Below are 21,658 nucleotides of genomic sequence, written 5' to 3' on the forward strand. Positions count from 1 at the left end.
ACTCATTAGAACTTTTCCGTTCCTATCCGGTATCGGTGCCGACGCCGGGGCCATCGGGGCCGCGGCCGACGTCCGCGGTCACCAGGTCGACCGAGCCGACGCGTTCGATCCGGAGGTCGACCCCGGCGTCGACGGTGTCGCGGCGGACGCCGTCGGCGAAGAGCGCGACCGCCCCCTCGCGTTCAACCGACAGGTCGAGTCCCGTCCCCGGGTCGACGACGCGGTGGTCCGGCGCCGTCGAGAACGGCGAAATCGGGACGACGGCGACGCCCGCGCCGGCTTCGAGGACCGCCCCACCCGCCGCGGCGGCGTAGCCGTCGCTGCCGAGCGGCGTCGCGACGACCATCCCGTCGGCCCGGACGGTATCGAGGCGCGTCCCTCCCGCCGCGACGGCGTACTCCGAGATGCTCGCCGGGGCGTCGGTGACGAGGGCGACGTCCCGGAGCGCGCGGGCGACGACGGCCCCGTCGCGACGAACGCCGAGGACGGGATGTGACTCGCGACGGCCGTCGCCCGCGACCAGCGCGGCGAGTGCACCCGACAGAGCCGGACGGGCGACGCGGTGTCGACCCCCCGCGGTCGTCACGGGGAGGACGGGCGCGTCCGGCGGATCGGCCGTGACCGAGCGGACGGCGTCGTCGCCGACGGCCACGACGACGTCCGCGTGTCGGTCCCCGTCCTCGGCGACGAGCGACGCCCCGGCGACGCCCACCGCCGCCGCGACGGTCCCGTCGTCGCCCCTGACGGCGACGTTCACTGCCCGCACCCGTCCCGGTTCTCCGGCCGTCCCCTGCCGGGTCGCTCCGCGCGAGGCGTCCGCTCCATGCGAGACACCTCGACCCACGACGGTAAAAAGCCCGTGCGATTCAGAACGGCCAGTCGCCGGTCGCGCGCATGCCGGCCGCGAGGTCCTCGCGCTCCAGGTCGGCGGCGACGCCCTCGGGCGACCGGCGGTCGATCCGGTCGGCGTCCGCGAGGGCGGCGACGACGCCCGTCACGAGGATGGCCCCCTCCCGCAGCGTCCGTCGTTCGAGTTTGTCGAGCGTGTCCGCGCGGGTGTGTCCCCAGCCCCGTCCCCGGTCGTCGCCCTCGCTCGAGACGAGGAGCGCGGGGAACCCGCGCGCGACGAAGGGCCAGTGGTCGCTGTGTGGGTGCTGGCTCGGGCGGACGGAGACGGGGTGGCCGAAGCGGTCGGCGACGTCCCTGACCGCGTCGCCGAGCGCCTGGAAGCCGTGGGTGTACCACTGGAGCGTCCGGCCGCGACAGACGCCGTCGCAGTTGACCAGCGCCTGGACGGCGTCGGGGTCGATCCGTTCGGCCTCGCGTTTCGACCCCCGGAGGCCGACCTCCTCGGCGCCGAAACAGACGATCCGGACCCGCCGGGAGAGGTCGGCGTCGCGCGCGAGGAGTGCGCGCACCACCTCGAGGACGGTGGCCGTGCCCGCGGCGTTGTCGACGGCGCCCTCGGCGATGTCGTGGGCGTCGACGTGGCTGGTCAGGTGGACCGCACGGTCGGTGTCGGGGCCGATATCGGCACGGACGACGCCGCTCGTGGCGTCGGGTGTCTCGCAGTCGACACGGACGGTGACGCGCTCGCCCTCGTGTCGGCGGACGAGCCGCGTGCCGACCTCCCGGCTGACGCCGACCGCGGGGATGGGGCCGAGCGGCGTGTCGTCGGTGCCGACGCTGCCCGTGGGCGCCAGACAGCCGGGCGTGTCGTTGCGGAAGACGAAGGCGGCGGCGCCGGCCTCGGCGGCGCGGTAGTACTTCTCGCGGCGGTGGACGAACCGGTCGTAGTGGTCCGGAACCGTCGAGGAGGCGACGACGACCGCGCCGTCGAGGTCGGTCTCGAAGTCCGCGGGCAGGCCGTCACCACAGTCGACGAGGCGGCCGGTCGCGGCGCCGGCGGGACTCCGCGGCAGGGCGATCGACTCCGTCTCGCCACTCGGCGTCTCGATCCCGCTCGATCCCCGAACCCACCCCTGGACGTCGAACGTCTCGACGTGTGCGTCCCGGGCGCCGAGGTCGGCGAGGGCGTCGCGGGTCGCGGTCAGCGCTTCGCGCTCGCCGGGACTCCCGGCCATCCGGTCGCCGATGTCGGCCAGTCGCTCCAGATGCGACCACCCGACGTCGCTCGTGAACGTCTCGCCGATCCAGCCGTGCATGCGCGCACCTGTTCCCCCGGGCGACTAACCGTTTCGGTCCGGCGGGTCCGTCCGGACACCCGAACGTCGAACGTCGATCCAGCGGGTGACAGTCGTCGAAGCGAAACCGTCGATACGGTGCGGTAGCGGCGCCGAATCCGGCAGGTCTTTATCTGCTCGTGCGCCTATGTCACGGCATGACAGGCGTTCGAGTCGCCGGCGTCGGGTTGACGCAGTTCGGCCGACAGCCGGAGCGTACCGGTCGCGATCTGTTCGCCGAGGCCGCCCTCGCGGCGCGCGAGGACGCCGGCGTCCCCGGGGACGAAATCGAGGAGATCAACTACGGGAACTTCATGGGCTCGCTGGCCGAGCGCCAGGGCCACCAGGCACCGCTGATGGCGGAGATGGTCGGGGTGAACTGCCCGGCGACCCGGTACGAGGAGGCGTGTGCCTCCGCCGGCGTGGCGGTCCGCGAGGCCGTCCGCACGGTCCGCTCGGGCGAGGCCGACGTGGTGCTCGCCGGCGGCTGTGAGCGCATGACCAACCTCTCGACGGCGGCCGTCACCGAGGGGCTGGCGACCGCCGCCGACGACCTCTACGAGATCAGGGCGGGGATCACCTTCCCCAGCGCGTACGCCCTGATGGCGCGGGCCTACTTCGATCGGTTCGGCGGGTCGCGCGAGGACCTCGCCCACGTCGCCGTGAAGAACCACGACAACGCCCTCCCCAACGAGTACGCCCAGTTCCACCGCGAGATCACGGTCGAGGAGGCGCTCGACGCACCGATGGTGGCCGACCCGCTCGGCCTCCTCGACGCCTGTCCCGTGACCGACGGCGCGAGCGCCGTCGTGTTCGTCAGCGAGGAGTACGCCGAGGCGAACGACCTCGACGCACCGGTGTCGGTGACCGGATCCGGACAGGGCGGCGACAACCTCGCCCTCCAGTCCCGCGAGCACCTCGCGGTCACGCCGGCGACGGAGCGCGCCGCGAGCGAGGCGTACGCCGAGGCGGGCCGCGAACCCGCCGACGTGGACCTCGTCGAGGTCCACGACTGCTTCACCATCGCCGAAGTGATGGCCATCGAGGGGCTCGGCTTCTACGAGACGGGCGAGGGCATCGGCGCCGCGCGCCGCGGCGAGACGACGGCGACCGGCGACCGCCCCGTGAACCTCTCCGGGGGGCTGAAGGCCAAGGGCCACCCGGTCGGCGCCACCGGCGGCAGTCAGATCGCCGAGATGACCCGGCTCCTCCGGGGCGATCACCCCAACAGCGACCACGTCTCGGACGCGACGGTCGGCGTCACCCACAACGCGGGCGGGACGGTGGCCTCCGCCGTCGTCCACGTCCTGGAGGTGGACCGATGACCGACGAGAACGCGGGGTACGACGAGTGGCTCGAAGCCATCGACGACGGCGAGGGCTACTCCCTGGTCTGTCCCTCGGGACACGGCTCGCTCCCGCCCCGGCGGGTGTGTCCCGACTGTGGCTCCCCGGACCTCGACCGAACGCCGCTGCCGGAGACGGGCACCGTCGAGACGTTCACGGTGTGTTACGTCGCCGCCCCGGACTTCGCCGACGAGGAGCCGTACGCCACCGCCATCGCCGACTTCGGCGACGTGCGCCTCACGGGCGTCGTCCGCGGGGTCGACCCCGAGGACGTGTCCGTCGGGACCGTCGTCGAACCGGCCATCGGAACCAACGAGACGACCGGGGACGACCTGCTAGTGTTGCGGACGCGCTGATCAGACGGCCGAAACGACCGTCTCGACGAACTCCTCGGGATACTCGACGTGTGGCAGGAGTTTCGCGTGATCGAACACGACCAGCCGCGCGTCGGCCGCCTCGGCCAACTCCCGCCCCCGCGACAGCGGCGGGAGCGTCGCGTCGCGTCCCCAGACGACGGTCACTGGCGCGTCCGCGTCCCGGAGGGTCGCATCGAGGTCGAGCGACGAGTTGCAGTCGCCGGCGACGAAGGAGGCGACGGCAAAGCGGGCGTTCGGCTGGTGGGTGGTTCGCCACTGGTAGTCGGTCCACTCGGCGGACACCACGTCCGGATCGGCGTAGGCGTGGTCGGCGTTGAAATACCGGATCGAGGGTTTGGAGACCAGCGCGTCGAACAGCGCCGTCCCGACGACCGGCGCACGCAGGAGTTCGCGGAGCCACGCCTTCGGCGGATCCGGACCGCCGACGGTCGTCGGACAGACGAGGACGAGCGATTCGACGTCGACGCCGGGCGTCAGCGCCCGGGCGACGTAGGCACCGGAGAGCGACGACGCGACGACCGCCGGCGCGTCGAACTCGTCGAGGAAGTCGGCGACGAAGTCCTCGTAGAGCGCCGCGGAGTAGCGAAGCGGCGGCCGATCCGAGCGGCCGAACCCCGGCAGGTCGGGGGCGACGACGTGGTGTGTCTCCGCGAGCGTCCCGAACACCTCGCGGAACTCGCCGCTCGAGCCGGCGGCGTTGATCCCGTGTAGACAGACCAGGTCCGGGTCGTCGGGGTCGCCGGCCTCCGCGTAGGCGACGTCCATCCCCCGCCAGCTGTACGTCCGCTCGGTCGCGTCGAGGGCGGGTTCGAGTTCGCCCGCCGCGTCCCGGAGGACGCGGTCGGTGACGGCGGTCGCCGCCCCCAGTCCGAGGAGGGCACCCCCGAGGCGTCTGAGCTTCATACCCGCCCTTCGGACGCGGTGCCCTTATACCGGCCGGCTGCCGGTCCCGGGCCGTCACCAACTTCGCATCCCGGCTTCGAGGAGGAAGACGACCGCCTCCTGTGAGAGGAGCAGGGCGCCGTAGGCCACCGCGGGCAACAGGAGGGAGTCGGTCCGGTCGTAGCCGTCCGCGGCCGTCCAGAGGACGGCGACCTGGGTGGTGCCGTACAGCAGTACCGCGACCGAGTCCGTCGCCGCCACCCAGGAGACGACGACGAGGCCGAGGACCGCGGTGAGGGGGAGGTACGCGAGGAACGCCAACGCGTCGCTGTCGACGGACTCGGCGGCGTGCAGGGCGAGCCAGAGCGTCCCGACGAACGTGACCGCGAGCGCGAGTTTCCCCGGCCGCGGGAAGGCGGTCAGCCCCGCGGGTGCCCCGGTCAGCACGACCGCCGCCAGCACGGTCGTCAGGACGGCCGCCCGCCGGCCGTCGACGACGCGCTCGAACGTCCCCTGGACGAGCAGTTGGCAGACGACGGTGAGCGAGCAGGCGCCGACGACGACGCCCGGACCGAGCAGCGCCAGGAACGTCGTCGCGGGCGTGCCGGCGCTCCACGCCGAGGTCGTGAGCGCGTTGTACGGGACGCCGGTGGCGTCGCCGACCAGTTTCGTGCAGGCGACGAGCCCCGGCGGGAGCAGGAGTGCCAGGGCGAGGCGCCGTCGGTCGCGCCCCGTCGGCAGCGCCAGCCCCACGTCGACGCCGCGGAGGGCCGCGTACGCGCCGGCGTACGCCACGAGACCGGCGGGGAGGAGCGCGCCCGTGAGGGGGCCATCCCCGCCGACGGGGACTGCGTTCGACACCGCCGGCCCCAGGACCGTCACGATCCGTCGCCAGAGGTGGACGCCCAGCAGTGCGAGGACGACCGCCGCGAGTTCCGTCGCGAGTGGGTGGTCGCCGAACCACGGCGTCGCCGAACGGAGGGACATATCCGGCTCTCGTCGTGCGGTGATTTCATCCTATCGGAGACGACCACCGGAGTCACTCGGCCGGGTCGTCGCGCTCGCGACGCTCGCGGACGCAGTCGGCGAGGGGGTCGAGGAGCCGGTCGACGACGGTGTAGGGGTCGGTCTCGCGGGCGCGCACCTCGTCGACGAGCGTCGCCATCCCGCCGTGGCGATCGATCTCCTCCTCCAAGAGATCGGCCGCGTCGGACCGGAGTAGCCGCCGGATCTCCTCGGCGGTGCGGGTCCGCGCGCGCCGGTCGAGTTCGCCGGTCGACCGGAGGTGGTCGTAGTGGGCGTCGAGGGCGTCGATCAGCGCCGCGACCCCCTCGCCCTCGGTCGCGACGGTCTCGACGATGCGGGGATCCCACCCCTCGTCCTCGTCCCCGTCGCTCCCGTCGGCCGTCGTGCCCGCGCCGTGGTGGCCGGCACCCGCCGTCGTCCCGTCGCGCATGTGGAGCATCTCCCGGAGGTCCGAGACGGTGGTCGCGGCGCCGTCCATGTCGGCCTTGTTGACGACGAACACGTCGCCGATCTCGAGGATGCCGGCCTTGAGCATCTGGACGTCGTCGCCGCTGCCGGGTTGGACGAGGACGACCACGCTGTCGGCGGTCCGGACGACGTCGACCTCGTTCTGGCCGGCGCCGACCGTCTCGACGACGATCCGGTCCTTGCCGAAGGCGTCGAGGGCCTTGACGGCGTCGGCGGTGGCCGTCGAGAGCCCGCCCAGCTGGCCGCGGGCGCTCATCGACCGGAAGAAGACGTCCATGTCGCCGACGTTCGAGGCCATCCGGATGCGGTCGCCGAGGACCGCCCCGCCCGTGTACGGCGAGGAGGGATCGACCGCGATGACGCCGACGGTGAGCCCGCGGTCCCGGTAGGTCTTCGCGAGTTTGTCGACCAGCGTGGACTTACCGGCGCCCGGGCTGCCGGTGACGCCGATCACCTCCGCGTCGCCCGTGTGGGTGTGAAGCGCCGAGACGATGTCGCGGTAGCCGGGAGCGCGGTCCTCGATCTTCGAGATGGTGCGGGCGAGCGCTCGGTGGTCGCCGTCGAGGACGTCGGCGACCAGTTCCGGCTCCTCGGCGTCGGCCTCGCTCATCGGTGCGGGACGTTGTCGCGGACGAAGTCGATGGTGTCCTGCATCGGCGTCCCCGGGCCGAACACCTCGGCGACGCCCGCCGCCATCAGGTCCTCGCGGTCCTCGTCGGGGACGATCCCGCCGACGATGACGAGGGTGTCCTCGAAGGCGCCGTACTCCTTCAGCCCCTCGATCACCGTCGGCACCAGCGTGTTGTGCGCGCCCGAGAGGATGGAGATGCCGAGGACGTCCACGTCCTCCTGGACCGCCGCCTGGACGATCTCCTCCGGCGCGCGGTGGAGGCCGGAGTAGATGACCTCGAAGCCGGCGTCCCGGAACGCCCGGGCGATGACGTGGGCGCCCCGGTCGTGGCCGTCGAGACCGACCTTGGCGACGAGACACCGGATGGTCCGCTGTTCCTGCCCTGCGCTCATGTGTTACCGTTCGGCGCACGGGCGTTTGACTCTAACGGAGCCCCCGTGCCGGCGGCCGACGACGACCCGCGCCGTCCGTCTCAGTCGGTCGCCTCGCGCACCAGGAGCGCAACCCCCGTGATCGAGACGGCCACCCCGAGGAGGATCAGACCGAGGTATCCCACGGCGATCGATCCGATGTCCACGATGGCCGCGTGGTACTCGCTGGTCACGTGTGCGAACAGCAGTAGCGTCCCCACGATACTGATCGATACGCCCGCCAGGTTCGTCCACAGTCCTAGGCTTGCCACACTACCACCTCGTTCGACTCGGCACGTACGGCGGTCGGAGCGGCTTGATTTTCGCTCCGTCCCCGCCAGCCCCCGAGCGCGAAAGCCGAACCTACCGGCGTACTCCGGTCTGGAGCAACGCGAGACGCCGACGGGCCCGGTCGCTCTCCGATCCACCGTTCACCGTCGGACGGTTCGTTACTCGTGTAATCACAACATAGCTTTCCGTGAAACGTGAGGGGTTGAAAGGGGAACCACCGCATCCCTTCGGACAGTGAACGATTTCGACGGGGTGATGCGCGCTATCGGACGGTCGCCGCCGCCGGATACTGATCGAACTCCGTGACGCGGAGCCCCTGGACCCGTTCGCCGGTGTGGAAGACGACCGGGAACGAACGATCCCACTCCATCACGTCCACCTCCCGCTCCTGGAGGAGATGGACCTCGTCACGTGGGACCGGGAGACCGGGACCGTGCGACGAGGGGACGATTTCGAGGCGGTCGACCCCGTCCTCGCGGCGCTTGCGGCCCGACGTGACGCGTTGCCCCACGGCTACCTTCCGGACGAGGCCGACGAGCGCGCGGGCGACGCCGGCGTCGACCCGGTCGGATAGACCGCTCGGGATGTTCAGGTATCCCTCTCAACGGCGTCGAGTCGCCACGTGAAGATCGCTTTCAGCACGGCGACCAGACTGTTTGCCTCGCCTTCGCCCCAGATGGCGGTCTCAGAGCGCGCGTCGGAGGGGCTCGCGTCCACCCCGTTGACGAGCGCGCTCACGAGCGTCTTCTCCCCGTCGATCATCATGAGCCGGGCGGCCGGCGTCTCCGACCAGACCCACAGCGACTCGAACATCGTCGCCCCGGGGATCTCGTCTTGAATACGCTCCTGGACGTCCGCCGAAACGCCGCCGAGCTTGATCGAGACGTCCCGTTCCGCGGCGCCGCTCAGCGCCTCGATCAGGCCGTCGGTGAGCAACTCCCCGACCGTCATGTAGACGATCTCCGACTCCGCGTCGCCGAAAAACTCCACGACCCGTTCCGTGACTGCGGGCTGGCCGTCGACCGTCCAGACGCCGCGCTGTGAGTCCCGCCGCTCGATCGGTTCCAGTTCGGTCAGTGCGGTCCGCAGGACGTCCGTCCGGTGTCGGAGTTCGTGTTCGAAGGACCGGCTCGCGGTTTCGGCGGAGATGGCCCAGAACCGTTTGGGCGAGGACTGCTGGACGTCGACGAGTCCCCGGTCGTGGAGTTCGTCGATGGCGTCGTACACGCGGGTTCGTGGCACTTCGGACGCCTCACTGACGTCTCTGGCCGTCCCGGTGCCGAGGCTGGCGAGCGCGACGAACGTCCGTGCGGCGTACGAACTCAAGCCGAACTGTTCGAGTTGCTCGATGGCGGCGGACTGCGGGTCTTGGCTGGGGTCGGTGGTCATCGATGAGGGGGTTTCGTCGAACGCCGCCACGTGCGGTGGCCGGTCGGCACGCCGCGGCGAGTGGGTGCGACACTTCGTCTCGGGTGTGACGTATGCGCCCAACCGGAATATAGATGTTGTGATCAAACGGGTGAATATTCGTAACAGGGCGATACGGTCCATCGAGTGACACGTTATCGGCCGAAACGATGTTGTAATTTTTCGGATCACAACCAGTTCCTTCCATTCGTCCATCGGGTTGCGTACGGTCGCGTTTCGAACTCGTCGCCGATACGCGGGGCTCCCAGAGTCACGATATGAGTAACAAAATCTATCCGTAACCCCATCCTAACTAACACTCTGAAAACGCTCAGATCGGACAGTTGGGACACAATGAACGTATCCGAAAACATAGAAGAAGCGATCGAAGCACTCCAGCAACTCGGGCTGAAGGAGTACGAGGCACGGTGTTACGTGGGGTTGTCTCAGTTAGAGACCGGCACGGCGAAGAGACTCAGCGAGATGACCGAAGTGCCCCGGACGCGGGTGTACGACGCGATCCGCGTGCTGGAAGCACAGGGGCTGGTCCAGATTCAGCATTCGAATCCACAGCAGTTCCGCGCCGTCTCGCTGGACGAGGCGACCGAGACGCTCCGCGACCAGTACGAGGCCCGCGTCGAACGCCTGCACGACGCCCTCGAAACGGTCGAAATCGTCGACAGCGACGACGAGGAACCGGTCCAGCAGGTGTGGGCGATGGCCGGAAACGACGCGATCGAAAACCGGACTGAAGAGCTCATCGAGACGGCCACCGACGAAATCGTCCTCGTCATCGGCGACGAATCGCTGCTGACCGAGGACCTCGTCGCCACCCTCAACGAGGTCGGGAACGGCGTCGAGTTGCTCATCGGTGCCCTGACCGAACCGCTCCAGGAACGGATTCAGGCCGCCGTCCCCGACGCCACGACGTTCATCTCCGGACTGGAGTGGTTACACGGTGCGACCGGTAGCCAGGACGAGACCGCGATCGGCCGTCTGTTGCTGGTCGACCGCTCGACGATCCTCGTCAGTTCCATCATGCCGGATTCGAAGGCCGAACAGGCCATCTTCGGGGAGGGGTTCGGGAACGGCCTCGTCGTGATCGCCCGCCGACTCATGGCACAGGGACTCCTAACCCAGCGCGATCCCGCCGTCTGACACCGTCCGGGGCGACGTTCTACCCGGCAGTGCGCACGCTCGCTCGTCACCCGGTCGCCGATTCGTCACCGAGGTCCGCCTCGACGATCTCGGCGTCGCGTCGGTCGCGGGTCCGGGGATCGATCGGGTGGAGCGTGAGGTACTCCCCGTTGTCGACCGTGACCCGGCACCTGCTGTAGACGAACGTGAGACTGCCACCCGGCCGGGGGGTTCCGTCGTGTCGGGGACCGAACAGGGCGTCCAGCGCGTCCGGATCGAGTACGTCAGTGAGCGGCCGCATCGACCGTGGGTCGCGGCCTTCGACCGCACTCACCGCACGCACCACGGCCGTACTCGTCGACTCGTTCGGTCCGATGTCGTACTCCATGCTGTCCCAACGCGGTAGACGCTGAAAACGCGTCCGAATTTCACCCAGATTATCAAAACAATGTTCGAATCCGACGGAAGGGCGGTGTTTGTCGACACGGAACCCCTGGGACGACGCGTGAGCTGAACCCACGGCCGTGTCTCGGTGGCACCCCCTTCGAGTCCGTCGTCGAACCTCGGTGGCGCGGAGCCGTTCACGACCCCGGTCGAGCGGTTCGGGGATCACTTCGGCGCGAGCGCGAGGGGAAGTGATCCGGCCACGGTCCCGGGGACCGGGCTGGTGGTGATGCGACCGGCGTGAGGCCATCCTCGGTGTGCTCGTCCTGCTCGCGACCACCACCCCCTCGGGGCGAACTGGCGACCGTCGGAGTCGACGGCGTCGCCGACTGCGACGTCCCGGGCCCCTCGAGTGCCGGGTCGGCGGTGACCACCGATTCTAGGGTGGCGATGCCCGCGGCGACGTGGGTGAGACCGACGGTCAGCGCCGACGGCCGAAGCGACGGGGCACCGATCCAGCGGCCCGCGGCCGCCGCGACGAGCACGCCGAACCGAACGGCGGTTCCGCCACCCACCATCGCGTGTCGTGGATGACGTTCACGGGGAGACACAGCCGTCGATGGGACCCGCCGCGAGCGACGCGTCCCGCCGCCAATCAATCGGCCAGCAGGGACGTCGCCGGGAAATCCTCGAACGTGCCGTCGGTGAACACCGTCACCCGCCCGTTCTCCTCGCTCAGCGTGATGGCGGCGATCACCTCCTCGCGGATCGAGGTTTCCAGCGCGCTCATGTGACGGGCGCCCATCCACCCCGCGTGGGGAAGCTCGTCGGTCCGTCGGCGCTCGCCGGGCGAGAGCTGATCGACTCGCACCATCCCCTCCGCGATGGTACCGTCGCGGTGAACGACGACCGCGCCGTCGCGGGACAACGCCACCGTCCGTGCGGTCTCGAGGAACGTGTCGGTCTCGGCGAAGACGGTGGCACAGTTCTCGACCGGCCAGCGGTTCGTGCCTATCGGAGCCACGAACTCGGTCATGGAACCCTCCTCGACGATGAGATCGAGGACGTGGCCGCGAAGTACGGCGAGATGAGCCTGATCAAAGCCAGCATCGAACTCCAGGAACACGACGAACGGTCCCGAGGCGTGCCGCTGGTGCTCGCACGGATTCGACTGACGACCGACCGGGGTTACTTCACGGCCCACGGGGAGGGGTACGGTGCGTCACACGCGCTCGGACTGGCCGCGAACAAAGCCGAGCGGCAGATCCTCAAGGGGAAGACCTGCCGTCGGCCGAAGAAGCCGTCCGACGACCGAGCGGCGGAACACCTCTACGGGTGGTGGCTCGGCGGGTGACGGCTTCGGGACCCGCAGGGCAGTGAGCTCGGGACGACATCGGTGACCGGGTGGGCGACGTCGACCCGCCAGACTGTCACTGAGATGATGAGAATGATGAATCGAGTGAGTGTGATGAATTAACACGATGAGTATTCTGGAGCCGATATGCCGAAGTGTGACAACTGCGAGTCCGTCGTGACGGAGCAGTACGTTCGCGTGTTTTCACCGACCCACCTCGACACCGTGCGGGTCTGTCCGCGGTGTGAGGACTTGGTCCGGGACGGGAGCGAGGCCCGCGCTGCGCGCTCGAAGCGGTAGTCCCTTCCTGCCGCCGATCCGGACGCCCGCTCGACCCGCACGACCGGGCCGACACCGTCAGGGGCGCTCGCCCGCGATGTCGGCCCGCGGCCGGCGACCGGCGGGCGGCGAATCCCCCCGACGCTACCGGTGGGCCTGCCGGATCTCTCCCGTAGCCCGAGCATGACAATGACGCTGTGGACGCGGTAGTGGGCTATGGAATCGGAGGCTCTCGAGCGCCGGTGTGACGGGGGGTCCCGTCGTCGACCGGCCGCGGATACACGGCGTACTCGCTCGCTAAGAACGCCGACGCGGGGATGCCCCACTTCGAGAGCAGGTGTTCGCCGTACACGGCGGCGTGATAGGAGGTGCCACAGACGACGAAGTGGACGTTCGAGACGTCGGCGAACGCCCCCTCGGGCCGGAGACGAACCTCGGCGCCGGAACGATCACGGCGAACCTCCGACACGACGGGAACCCCATCGCTGCCGGGGCCGAGGGCCACTCGACCGGCGGTCGGAAGTTCGGTGCCGTCCTGGGGTCTGGAACCAAGACGGGCGTCACCACCAGTTTACAGCCCGGAACCGCCCTGCCGACCGATTTCTGGACCGCTCCGGTCGGGGCCGTCCATCCGGACCGGTGAACGCGCGGTGAGCGCGGCGTGAAACGGACGGTCCCGACCGCTACGGCGTCGCGACACGCATCGAGGCGAAAATCGACGAGTTCGTCCGGCAGACGCGGCGGTGAATCCCGCCGCCGACGGCGCGGTGGCCGTCAGTCCCCGTCGGCGTCGTTCATGAACGCGAACGCGATTCCCTTCGCCGACTCCAGGTCGGCGGCGGTGCCGAGGTCACCGCCGACCCCCGACCGGTGGATGGCGTACTCCCAGACGTTGTCGCCGTCGATGACCTCGTTGATGTACACCGCGCGTCCGGTATCCTCCTGTCGGTAGAGAACCGTGGTGTAGTCCCGGCCCATCAGTTCGTCGTGTGTCGTCCGCTCGGTCTCCAGCGTCCAATCCGTCGGGAGGGAACGCTCGGCCGTCACGCTCCGTCACCGCCCTGGTCGGCGTCCGCGGCGTTCGGAACGCCGTCCTTGACCGCCTTGGCCTGTTGCTCTAGCTCCTCTACGTCCATCTCTGCTGCCTGGTCGATCTCGCCGAGGATCTCCTTGATGTCGTCGAGGCCGACGAGTTCGCGCGTCTCGGCGTCGAAATCCAGGCTGTCCAACTGCTGTCCGTCGGCCGCGACGTCGCTTCCGGTGAGGTGCTTGCCGTAGCGACCCACCAGCGAGGTGAGTTCCTGCGGGAGGACGAACGTCGTCGACTCACCCTGCCCGATCCCCTCCAGCGTATCCATTCCCTTGTCGATGATCGCCCGCTCCCCCATCGACTCCGCGGACTTCGCGCGCAGTACCGTCGAGATGGCGTCGCCCTGGGCTTCGAGGATCTGGCTCTGTTTCTCGCCTTGGGCTCCGATGATGTTCGACTGCTTGTCTCCCTCGGCCTTCTCGACCGCACTCCGGCGTTCGCCCTGGGCTTCGAGGATCGTCGCCCGCCGCCGCCGCTCCGCGCCGGTCTGCTGTTCCATCGCGTGCTGGACTTCCTGGCTGGGGTTGACCTCGCGGACCTCGACCGACTCGACGCGGATCCCCCAGTCGTCGGTCGGTTCGTCGAGTTCCTTCCGGATGCGAGCGTTGATCTCCTGGCGCTTGTTCAGCGTGTCGTCGAGTTCCAGGTCGCCGATGACCGCCCGGAGCGTGGTCTGGGCGAGGTTCGAGACCGCGGTCTTGTAGTCCTCGACCTCGAGGAACGCCTTCTTCGCGTCCATCACGCGGAGGTAGACGACGGCGTCGGCCGTGACGGGGGAGTTGTCCCGCGTGATCGCCTCCTGTTGGGGCACGTCCATCGTCTGTGTCCGCATGTCGAACCGGTACGTGCGCGAGACGAACGGCGGAACGAAGTTGATGCCCGGTTCGAGCAAGCCGCGATACTCGCCGAACACGGTGAGTGCCCGTTTGTCGTAGGCGTCGACGATCCGGACCATCTGCCAGACCGTCACGATCGCTAGCCCGAGCACCAGCAGGCCAACGATCCCGAACAGCGGGACGTCGAGCTGCATCGGGAGCGGATGAAGCATACACCAGCCGGTTCTCGCCGCGACCGCATCAAGCAACGAGGTTTTCACACTAATCCGATTTTTACTTATCCGAGTAACACGACGAGCACGGCCCGCTCACCGGCGCTGGACCTCGAATCGGGGCCCCACATTTATAATGAGTGCCATGGTAACGAAAGCCATGCACCGTTCCAGACCGACGGCTAGCGAGTTGGCCGCCGCCGTCACGAGCATCGTGTTGACCATCGTCTCCGTCGCGACGGGCGGGCTCGACCGGCCGACGAGCGACGCGACGCTCCGATCGACGGCCCCGACTCGCTCCCTGCCGACCGGCTGTCCGCTCCGCTCCGCCGACACCGCGTGGGGGGGTGCGTCGGCATGAGCCTGCTCGGCAAGATTCTCTCCATCTTCGGCGGGGGCTCCAGCGACGAGGCGTCGACGTCGTCGAAATCGGAACCGGACTCGGAGCCCGAACCGGAACCGGACTTGGAGGCCGAACCGGAACCGGACTCGGAGGCCGAACCGGAACCGGACTCGGAGGCCGAACCCGAAGCCGAGGAAGCGGAGGCCGAACCCGAAGCCGAGGAAGCGGAGGCCGAACCCGAAGCCGAGGGGGAAGAGGAGGGCGACGAGAACGTCCCGACGAAGAGCGTCGCGACGGCCGCCGACCCGCGGCGCGCCGAGGACGAACCCAACACGGTGGGGAACCGCGCGGCCAACCCCGAGGATCACGAGGCGGAAGGGGCCGAAGCGGAGGAGGCCGAAGCGGAGGAGGCCGAAGCCGAGGAGGCCGAAGCCGAGGAGGAAGAGGAGGGCGACGACGTCCCGACGAAGACCGTCGCCACGGCGGCCGACCCGCGGCGCAGCGAGGACGAACCGAACACGGTGGGGAACCGCGCGGCCAACCCCGAGGATCACGAGGCGGAAGGAGCCGAAGCGGAGGAGGCCGAAGCGGAGGAGGCCGAAGCCGAAGAGGAAGAGGAGGGCGACGACGACGTGCCGACGAAGACCGTCGCCACGGCGGCCGACCCGCGGCGCAGCGAGGACGAACCGAACACGGTGGAGAACCGCGCGGTCAACCCCGACGACCAACGGGCGACGTAGGCGGCGGGCTACGTCGCCTCGGTTCCGGTTCCGAGGTGTTCGTCCAGAAAGTCCACGATGGCGGTGTAGGCCTCGATCCGGTTTTCCAGTTTCGTGAAGCCGTGCCCCTCGTCCTCGAAGATCAGTTCGCGGACGGGGACGCCGGCCTCCCGGGCCCCTTCGACGATCCGGTGGGCCTCGCTTACGGGCACGCGCGGGTCGTTCTCGCCGTGGAGGACGAAGAGGGGGGCGGCGATGTCGTCGACGTTGTGGACGGGGCTGATCGACTCCAGTAGGTCGCGGTCCTCGTCGAGCGACCCGTATTCGGCCTCGCGGAGTTCGCGCCGCCAGTCCCCGGTGTTCTCGAGGAACGTCACGAAGTTGGCGATGCCGACGATGTCGACGCCGGCCGCCCAGACGTCGGGATACTCGGTGAGCGCGGCGAGGGTCATGAAGCCGCCGTAGGAGGCACCCATCACCGCGATACGGTCCGGGTCCACGGCGGGGTGGTCGTGGAGCCATTCGACGCCGGCCTTCAGGTCCGCGACCGCGTCCATGCGCTTTTCGACGTCGTCGAGGTGGGTGTAGGCCTTGCCGTAGCCCGTCGAGCCGCGGACGTTCGGTTCGAAGACGGCGTAGCCCCGGGAGAGGAGATACTGTTTCACCCGGCCGAAGGAGGGTCGGCGCTGCGATTCGGGGCCGCCGTGGACGTCGACGACGACGGGCGTCTCGCCGTGCCCGGTGTCGGTCTCGGGGAGGGAGAAGAAGGCGGGCACCTCCAGTCCGTCGACGGAGGGGTAGTGGACGAGTTCCGGGGCGACGAAGGAGTCACGCGGGATGCCCGCGGTGGAGGCCCGGGTCCAGCGCTCGACCGTCCCGCTTGTCACGTCGACGACGTAGACGTTGGCGGTGTCGTCGCTTCGGGTGACGGTCAGCGCGAAGCGGTCCCCGTTCGGGCCGAAACTCACGCCGCCGGCGACGGACTCCGGGAGGTCGGGGGTCGGGAAGTGATCCAGCCGGCCGGGCGCGACGAGCTCGCCCACGCCGAGTTCCGTGTAGCCGTCGACGTTGCGGGAGTAGACCACGCGCCGGGAGTCCTCGTCGACCGCGACGCCGTCGACGTTCCACTCGTCGTCGGCGAGGGCCGTGGTCGCGTCGCCGGCGTCGGCGGCCACGACGGACGACAGGTCGCCGGTCGCGAGGTCGATCCGGGCCAGCGAGAGCGTGTCACCGTCGCGGTCGGTGGCGAGGTAGACGTTCTCGCCGTCGGGTCCCCAGGTCGCGCTCAGGTGCCGGATCGTCCCCTCGTGGGGCGTCAGGTGGCGGCGCGTTCCCGTCCCGACGTCGAGGACGTAGACGTCTTGGTCGAAACTGGAGTGGGACTCGACGAGGAGGAGGCGGTCGCCGTCGGGGCTCCAGCCGGCGACGGAGAGCCAGCCGGCGCCCTCGTGAACGCGCTCGGCGTCCGCGCCGGTCGCGTCACGATCCTGGACGTAGATGTCGAACACCGCGTCGTCGCGGCGGTTGGAGGCGAAGGCGAAGCGGTCGCCGTCGGGACTCCAGCCCCCGAACCAGTGTTTCGCGTCGGGATGTCGGGTCAGATCGATGATTTCGCCGGTCGCGACGTCGAGGCGGTAGAGCGCCTCGCGTTCGTCGCCGCCCCGGTCCCGGCCGACGATCAGTTCGGGACGTTCGGGCGACCAGGAGGCGAAGGTGACGCGGTCGTCGAAGAAGGTCCGCTGCTCGGGCCAGGCGCCGGGCGCCGAGAGCGTCCATACCTGCGGAACGCCGGTGGTGTCCATGAGGAAGGCGAGTCGGTCGCCGTCCGGACCGACGGAGGCGCCGTGGGCGCTCCGCACGTTGAGGTACCGCTCGATGTCGAACATACCGGGCGTTGGTCGGGCGTGACCAAACCCCTTCCCCCGGCGAGCGCTCCCTCGGCCCCGTGGGCGGCCTCGATTCATCGCACGCGAGCGAACAAGAACTGATATACTACTGGTATGAATCGGTAGGAACGTAGATGGTCTACCGGTTCCAGTGTCGGCAGTGTCCCTTCACGATCTGGTCGACGAGCCGAGACACGATCGGTGACGCTGTTGGCACCCACATCCTCGGACACCACCGCGAGCGGGTGACCAAACAGGATTTCCGGATCCGGTGGAGCTGCCCTCACTGTGAACGGAGCGGCCAGCACCACGACCGCGACGCCGGGATCGAGCGCTTCGAGCGGCACCTGTTCGAACACGTCGAGTCGTCCGTGGAGTCGGGAGTCCACGTCGCGGACGAATTCGACCGAACCGGTGGCGTGTTGGTCCGTGCCCCGCGTGGGAGCGACGGCCTCGACAACGCCCGAGTCCACTTTCTCTCCCCCGGAGATATCGTCCTGTTCGTGACGACGGCCCCCGCCGAACGGATTCGGCTGATCGACGATGCGCTCCGGGAGTGGCCGAGACGGACGATCATCCTCACGACCAAGCCCGATCCCCTCGGCGACGTCTCGGATCTCGACCTCTCGGAGGGGTCGCTGGAAGTCGTCCGTCTCGACAGTCGACTCGGCCTCTCCGAGGTCGGCGAGACGATTTCGCGGATCGTCGGCGAGTACGAAGACGTCGGCGGGAAGATAGCCGCCGAATTCGACATCCTTCCCGAACTCGTCGAGAAGTTCGACCTGCAAACGGTTTTCAAGTTCCTCCACGTCCTCGCCGTGCGCTTCGACCGGGCCGATGCACTCTCTCACTATCACGTCGACCCGCGAGCGCAGTCGAAGTCGACGATCAACGTCCTCGATCAGGTGTTCGACCTCTCGATCGAGGCCGACGACCGGCGGTTCATCGCCGGGCCACATTCCGAACTCGACTGAGTCGGCGATCCGGGGCGCGTCGTGGGGCACTCACGGCTCTCGGTCGGCATCGTCGTGGTTGGCCGTGTAATCCGACGGATCGCGGACGTACGTATAATCGACGGCGTTGGTCACGACCTCTCCCGAGAGGCTCCCTCCGATCTCGTCGAGTACCGCCTCCGCGCGCTCGGCGACGTCCGACGGCACGTCCTCGTCGTGAACGAGGATCTGGAGCCGGCGTTCGAGCTTTTCACTCTCGAGTTCGGCCAGACTGCTCGCCGCGAGCCGGGCCGTTCGGTCGTCCGGGTCGCCGAGTGCGGCGATCAGGCAGTCGTACACCGCATCGCGCCGATCCGCGTCCGGATCGTCGGCGTCGGCCACCCGACCCAGGAGCCACGCTGCGTTGTGTCTCACGTCCGTCCGTCGGCTCTCGTCGAGCATGTCGATCACGTGGGGGACCACCGTCAGCGTGTCCGCGTTCGAGAGCCGGTCGGCGACGGCCTCACGGACCTCCTGCCGTCGTTCCGCCGGGGCGTCGACGAACAACTGGACGAGCGACAGGAGCGCCGCACGCTGTACCGGTGCGGTATCGTCGACCAACGCTCGAAGCAGGACGTCGATGGGTTCGAGGGTCGCAAACTGACCGAGTTCCTCGATTGCGGCCCGTCGGAGCGATTCCTCGTCGGCCTGGACGACCGGCGCGAGCGACCTGAGTGCGGCCTCGCTCCCGATGGCACCCAGGGCCCGCACCGCCTCCTCACGGACGCGGCGCCTGTCATCGTCGAGGCGATTCCGGAGGGCCCCGACACACCGTTCGTCACCGATCCACCCACAGGACTGCACGGCACGGGCACGTACCCGTGGAGACGGATCGGTCGTCGCCGCCACGAGCGCGGACAGTGATCGCTCCCCACCCATCCGTCCGAGTGCGGTCGCCGCGACCATGCGGAACTCCGGATAGTCGGCGTCGAGCCACTCCTCGAGGAGCCTCGCCGTCGCTCGTTCCGCAGCCGTATCGGATCGCGTCCCCTCCTCGGGTTCGATGTCGAACTCGCCCATCTCGTGGACGAGCCGTTCGAGCGTGTCCGGGCCGTGTCGGTACAGTGCGTCGATCGCTCGCGCACGGACGCTCCGGTCGTCGTCCTCTCGGACCGCCTGAATGAGGGCACGGATGACCTCCTGGGTGTCGCCGTCGTTCCGCGTCGTCTCCTCGGCGAAGTCGCCCAGCATCTCCGCGGCCCGTCGCCGGACGACCGGACGCGATCCGCGTCGGAGATACGCGACCAGCTCCGTCGTGTTCGACTCCCGTGCGAGTTCGTAGAGAAACGCCGTATCCGCCTCGGATCGGTCTTCCACCATCCTTGTCGTCCTCCCCGAGCCGTCGTCCGGGCTCCAGGGACTCCGGTTTGCTGTACGGGATGGAGAATAAAGTTGTTTCGCGCCGGGGGCGGCACCCCGATCCGGGATCAGTCCAGCAGTCCCTCGGTTTTCAGCGCCGCCATCACGTCGTCGACGAGTTCGTCGACCGATTCGTAGGGGAACTCCTGGTGGCCGTCGAGGTTGGCCGCGAGTTCCATCGCGGAGAAGGACACGTCCCCGGCCTCGAACCGGGTGCCCGGGCCGTCGGGGAGCGTCGGGACGAGATCCATCTGGTCGGTCACGGGGAAGTCGGCGCCCTCGAACGCCGAGCGAAACTGCTTGCGGAGTTCGGCTTCGGTGTCGTCGTTCATGGGAATTCGTGGACGTATCTGGCGGATAAGCGTTCCGAAAGCCGGGACGGCCGTCAGAAGAGCCCGTAGTCCGTCACGAGTTCCCGATAGCGATCGACGTACCGGTCGAGGACGGCGTCGTGGTCGTAGGCGGCGTAATCCTCGTTGACCGTCCAGCGCTCGGTCTCGGTCGCGGCGACGATCTCCTCGGCGAGTTCCTGTGGACTGGTCACCAGCGAACTCCGGGGGTCGGCCTCGACGAGTTCGTGGGCGGCGGAGTCGGCCTGGTACTCGACGACGCCCACGCACCCACAGGCGAGCGCCCGCAGGAGGTCGGTCGCGAACGGCTCCCAGGTGGCCGTCTGGGCGAAGACGTGCGCTCCCTTGAGGATCGGGACCTGTTCGGCCGGGGCGAGGTCGCCGAGGAACTCGACCCGGTCGTCGATCCGGAGGTCGCTGGCCATCCGTTCGGCGTCCGCCCGTGCGGGACCGTCGCCGATGATCGCCGCCCGCCACTCCCATCCGCGGAGTTCCGCCAGCGCGAGCAGGAACTCCTCGACGTTCGCGTGCTCGTCGAGGCGGCGGGCGTACACCAGGTCCGCCCGATCGTCGACCGGCGCGTCGCGGATGCCGGCCACGTCGACGCTGTCGGGGAGCACCTCGACGGCGTCGGCGGCGGCGCCACACTCCCGGGCCGTCGTCGCGACGGTCTCGGAGGGAACGAGGAGGGTGTTCGGGGATCGGGCGGCCCAGTGGCGACGCCAGGAGCGTTCGGCCCCGCGTTCCGGTGGATCCCACCACTCCGCGACGACGGGCACCCGTCGGAGGCGGCCGGCGGCCTTCGCGGCCGGCACTGCGAGGGCGGGATCCGTGGCGACGTGGATCACCTCCGGCCGGACGCCGTTGAGGACGAACGGGAGCTTCGCGACGAACGTCGACGGGGAGCGGTCGGTCGTCACGCGGCGATAGGAGACGCCGTCGAAGTCGAAGGCGGCGTGGTCGCCACCCCACCACTGCGTACAGACGACGGACACCTCGTGGCCCCGGGACGCGAGGCGTTCGGCGACCGCCCGCGTCCGACGGGCGTACCAGTGGTCCACGTGGTGGGCCGTCGTCATCGTCACGAACGCGACGTGCACGTGCCGGCCCACGGAGCCGGTGACCAAAAATCCCCTCCGTCGCCGGGCAGTCCGCGATATCTCGCCGCCCCGTTCCCGCGGGCCGGGAACCGACACGTGGGTTGAGGGGTCGGGCGACCGGACGGCCGACCATGTACGACGACGTCCTGGTTCCGACCGACGGGAGCGAGGCGGCCGTGACGGCACTCGACCACGCACTCGGCGTGGCCGAGCGGTTCGACGCGACCGTCCACGGGCTCTACGTCGTCGAGACGGACGCCCTCGCCCACGAGGCGCCGACGCTGTCGCTCGACGACCTGCACGAGACGCTCCGTGCCGAGGGCGAGACGGTCCTCGACGACCTGCAGGCGCGGGCGACCGACCGCGGGGTCGACGTCACGGCGACGGCCGTCGAGGGCGTCGCCGAGAACGTGATCGTCGAGTGCACACGGGAGCGGGGGATCGACCTCGTGGTGATGGGGACCCACGGCCGCCACGGGGCGGAGCCGTATCCGGTCGGCAGCGTCACCGGCCGGGTCGTCCGCCAGGTCGACGCACCGGTGCTCGTGGTGGGCGGCGCGTAGCCGGCGTGTGCGGCCGCGACGAACGTCCGTCGC

At 69.4% G+C, this 21,658-nt stretch carries 27 protein-coding genes and 1 pseudogene; 10 read left to right on the plus strand and 18 right to left on the minus strand.

What is annotated here, in order from left to right:
* Positions 1 to 22: 22 nt before the first annotated feature.
* Both NO364_RS02255 and NO364_RS02260 read right to left on the minus strand, forming a co-directional pair.
* Positions 23 to 757 (minus strand): NAD(+)/NADH kinase, encoded by a 735-nt coding sequence (locus tag NO364_RS02255; RefSeq protein WP_257628425.1) that lies wholly within the window; start codon positions 755 to 757, stop codon positions 23 to 25.
* Positions 758 to 866: 109 nt separating this feature from the next.
* Positions 867 to 2,165, minus strand: a complete 1,299-nt coding sequence (locus NO364_RS02260; RefSeq protein ID WP_257628426.1) for a M28 family metallopeptidase — start codon at positions 2,163 to 2,165, stop codon at positions 867 to 869.
* Between the two features lie 176 nt (positions 2,166 to 2,341).
* Between NO364_RS02260 and NO364_RS02265 the strand changes: the two genes are divergently transcribed.
* Both NO364_RS02265 and NO364_RS02270 read left to right on the plus strand, forming a co-directional pair.
* Positions 2,342 to 3,508, plus strand: a complete 1,167-nt coding sequence (locus NO364_RS02265; RefSeq protein WP_157688878.1) for a thiolase domain-containing protein — start codon at positions 2,342 to 2,344, stop codon at positions 3,506 to 3,508.
* A complete protein-coding gene (locus NO364_RS02270; RefSeq protein WP_157688877.1) occupies positions 3,505 to 3,885 on the plus strand; it encodes a Zn-ribbon domain-containing OB-fold protein in 381 nt (126 codons plus the stop codon). The genes NO364_RS02265 and NO364_RS02270 overlap by 4 nt, the downstream gene beginning before the upstream one ends.
* On the opposite strand, the gene NO364_RS02275 is transcribed toward NO364_RS02270, so the two are convergent.
* The 5 genes from NO364_RS02275 to NO364_RS02295 form a co-directional block, all read right to left on the minus strand.
* On the minus strand, positions 3,886 to 4,809 hold the full coding sequence (locus NO364_RS02275) for an alpha/beta fold hydrolase (protein ID WP_257628427.1): 924 nt from the start codon (positions 4,807 to 4,809) through the stop codon (positions 3,886 to 3,888). It abuts the gene before it with no gap.
* 54 nt (positions 4,810 to 4,863) lie between these two features.
* Positions 4,864 to 5,775: a hypothetical protein gene (locus NO364_RS02280; protein ID WP_257628428.1), complete on the minus strand. Its 912-nt coding sequence runs from the start codon at positions 5,773 to 5,775 to the stop codon at positions 4,864 to 4,866.
* 52 nt (positions 5,776 to 5,827) lie between these two features.
* A complete protein-coding gene (gene meaB / locus NO364_RS02285; RefSeq protein WP_257628429.1) occupies positions 5,828 to 6,892 on the minus strand; it encodes a methylmalonyl Co-A mutase-associated GTPase MeaB in 1,065 nt (354 codons plus the stop codon).
* Positions 6,889 to 7,305: a cobalamin B12-binding domain-containing protein gene (locus NO364_RS02290; RefSeq protein WP_157688873.1), complete on the minus strand. Its 417-nt coding sequence runs from the start codon at positions 7,303 to 7,305 to the stop codon at positions 6,889 to 6,891. Before NO364_RS02290 ends, meaB begins: the two co-directional genes overlap by 4 nt.
* 80 nt (positions 7,306 to 7,385) lie before the next feature.
* Complete coding sequence (locus NO364_RS02295; protein ID WP_157688872.1) at positions 7,386 to 7,595, minus strand: hypothetical protein; 210 nt, start codon at positions 7,593 to 7,595, stop codon at positions 7,386 to 7,388.
* Positions 7,596 to 8,011: 416 nt separating this feature from the next.
* Between NO364_RS02295 and NO364_RS02300 the strand changes: the two genes are divergently transcribed.
* Entirely contained in the window at positions 8,012 to 8,188 is a 177-nt protein-coding gene (locus NO364_RS02300) for a hypothetical protein (RefSeq protein ID WP_157688871.1), read from the plus strand.
* 14 nt (positions 8,189 to 8,202) lie between these two features.
* Here the strand turns inward: NO364_RS02300 and NO364_RS02305 are convergent, their stop codons facing one another.
* Entirely contained in the window at positions 8,203 to 9,003 is an 801-nt protein-coding gene (locus NO364_RS02305) for a TrmB family transcriptional regulator (RefSeq protein ID WP_157688870.1), read from the minus strand.
* A gap of 372 nt (positions 9,004 to 9,375) precedes the next feature.
* Between NO364_RS02305 and NO364_RS02310 the strand changes: the two genes are divergently transcribed.
* Entirely contained in the window at positions 9,376 to 10,179 is an 804-nt protein-coding gene (locus NO364_RS02310; protein ID WP_257628430.1) for a TrmB family transcriptional regulator, read from the plus strand.
* 46 nt (positions 10,180 to 10,225) lie between these two features.
* On the opposite strand, the gene ddfA is transcribed toward NO364_RS02310, so the two are convergent.
* The 3 genes from ddfA to NO364_RS02325 form a co-directional block, all read right to left on the minus strand.
* A complete protein-coding gene (ddfA, locus tag NO364_RS02315; protein ID WP_157688868.1) occupies positions 10,226 to 10,546 on the minus strand; it encodes a DdfA family disk-determining factor in 321 nt (106 codons plus the stop codon).
* Between the two features lie 193 nt (positions 10,547 to 10,739).
* On the minus strand, positions 10,740 to 11,120 hold the full coding sequence (locus NO364_RS02320; RefSeq protein WP_257628431.1) for a hypothetical protein: 381 nt from the start codon (positions 11,118 to 11,120) through the stop codon (positions 10,740 to 10,742).
* A 77-nt stretch (positions 11,121 to 11,197) separates the two neighbouring features.
* Positions 11,198 to 11,578: a diadenylate cyclase gene (locus tag NO364_RS02325; protein WP_257628432.1), complete on the minus strand. Its 381-nt coding sequence runs from the start codon at positions 11,576 to 11,578 to the stop codon at positions 11,198 to 11,200.
* On the opposite strand from NO364_RS02325, the pseudogene NO364_RS02330 reads away from it, so the two are divergent.
* A pseudogene (locus tag NO364_RS02330) lies at positions 11,534 to 11,896 on the plus strand (CBS domain-containing protein); the annotation flags it as partial. The gene NO364_RS02325 and the pseudogene NO364_RS02330 overlap by 45 nt on opposite strands.
* Positions 11,897 to 12,043: 147 nt before the next feature.
* Positions 12,044 to 12,196, plus strand: coding sequence for a DUF7563 family protein (locus tag NO364_RS02335; protein WP_199243758.1), 153 nt, complete (start codon positions 12,044 to 12,046; stop codon positions 12,194 to 12,196).
* Between the two features lie 193 nt (positions 12,197 to 12,389).
* On the opposite strand, the gene NO364_RS02340 is transcribed toward NO364_RS02335, so the two are convergent.
* The 3 genes from NO364_RS02340 to NO364_RS02350 all read right to left on the minus strand — a co-directional run bounded on the left by NO364_RS02340 (position 12,390) and on the right by NO364_RS02350 (position 14,313).
* Entirely contained in the window at positions 12,390 to 12,644 is a 255-nt protein-coding gene (locus NO364_RS02340) for a hypothetical protein (RefSeq protein WP_257628433.1), read from the minus strand.
* Between the two features lie 305 nt (positions 12,645 to 12,949).
* The gene (locus NO364_RS02345; RefSeq protein ID WP_157688863.1) at positions 12,950 to 13,222 is read right to left on the minus strand and encodes a hypothetical protein; all 273 of its coding nucleotides are present in this window, start codon (positions 13,220 to 13,222) and stop codon (positions 12,950 to 12,952) included.
* The gene (locus tag NO364_RS02350) at positions 13,219 to 14,313 is read right to left on the minus strand and encodes an SPFH domain-containing protein (RefSeq protein ID WP_257628434.1); all 1,095 of its coding nucleotides are present in this window, start codon (positions 14,311 to 14,313) and stop codon (positions 13,219 to 13,221) included. The genes NO364_RS02345 and NO364_RS02350 overlap by 4 nt, the downstream gene beginning before the upstream one ends.
* A 160-nt stretch (positions 14,314 to 14,473) precedes the next feature.
* On the opposite strand from NO364_RS02350, the gene NO364_RS02355 reads away from it, so the two are divergent.
* Both NO364_RS02355 and NO364_RS02360 read left to right on the plus strand, forming a co-directional pair.
* Positions 14,474 to 14,674, plus strand: coding sequence for a hypothetical protein (locus tag NO364_RS02355; RefSeq protein WP_157688861.1), 201 nt, complete (start codon positions 14,474 to 14,476; stop codon positions 14,672 to 14,674).
* Entirely contained in the window at positions 14,671 to 15,396 is a 726-nt protein-coding gene (locus NO364_RS02360; protein WP_257628435.1) for a hypothetical protein, read from the plus strand. The genes NO364_RS02355 and NO364_RS02360 overlap by 4 nt, the downstream gene beginning before the upstream one ends.
* Positions 15,397 to 15,404: 8 nt before the next feature.
* Here the strand turns inward: NO364_RS02360 and NO364_RS02365 are convergent, their stop codons facing one another.
* Complete coding sequence (locus NO364_RS02365) at positions 15,405 to 17,261, minus strand: S9 family peptidase (protein ID WP_257628436.1); 1,857 nt, start codon at positions 17,259 to 17,261, stop codon at positions 15,405 to 15,407.
* Between the two features lie 134 nt (positions 17,262 to 17,395).
* On the opposite strand from NO364_RS02365, the gene NO364_RS02370 reads away from it, so the two are divergent.
* The gene (locus NO364_RS02370) at positions 17,396 to 18,235 is read left to right on the plus strand and encodes a DUF7504 family protein (RefSeq protein WP_157688858.1); all 840 of its coding nucleotides are present in this window, start codon (positions 17,396 to 17,398) and stop codon (positions 18,233 to 18,235) included.
* A 30-nt stretch (positions 18,236 to 18,265) separates the two neighbouring features.
* On the opposite strand, the gene NO364_RS02375 is transcribed toward NO364_RS02370, so the two are convergent.
* From NO364_RS02375 to NO364_RS02385, 3 genes are all read right to left on the minus strand, one after another.
* Positions 18,266 to 19,573 (minus strand): HEAT repeat domain-containing protein, encoded by a 1,308-nt coding sequence (locus tag NO364_RS02375; protein WP_257628437.1) that lies wholly within the window; start codon positions 19,571 to 19,573, stop codon positions 18,266 to 18,268.
* Positions 19,574 to 19,680: 107 nt separating this feature from the next.
* Entirely contained in the window at positions 19,681 to 19,944 is a 264-nt protein-coding gene (locus NO364_RS02380) for an MTH865 family protein (protein WP_257628438.1), read from the minus strand.
* Between the two features lie 53 nt (positions 19,945 to 19,997).
* Complete coding sequence (locus NO364_RS02385) at positions 19,998 to 21,062, minus strand: glycosyltransferase family 4 protein (RefSeq protein ID WP_257628439.1); 1,065 nt, start codon at positions 21,060 to 21,062, stop codon at positions 19,998 to 20,000.
* Positions 21,063 to 21,193: 131 nt separating this feature from the next.
* Here NO364_RS02385 and NO364_RS02390 point away from each other — a divergent pair, with 131 nt between their 5' ends.
* Positions 21,194 to 21,625, plus strand: a complete 432-nt coding sequence (locus tag NO364_RS02390) for a universal stress protein (protein WP_157688854.1) — start codon at positions 21,194 to 21,196, stop codon at positions 21,623 to 21,625.
* Positions 21,626 to 21,658: the final 33 nt, after the last annotated feature.

This window comes from Haloplanus salinarum (assembly GCF_024498175.1).
GTDB classification, from domain to species: Archaea; Halobacteriota; Halobacteria; order Halobacteriales; family Haloferacaceae; genus Haloplanus; species Haloplanus salinarum.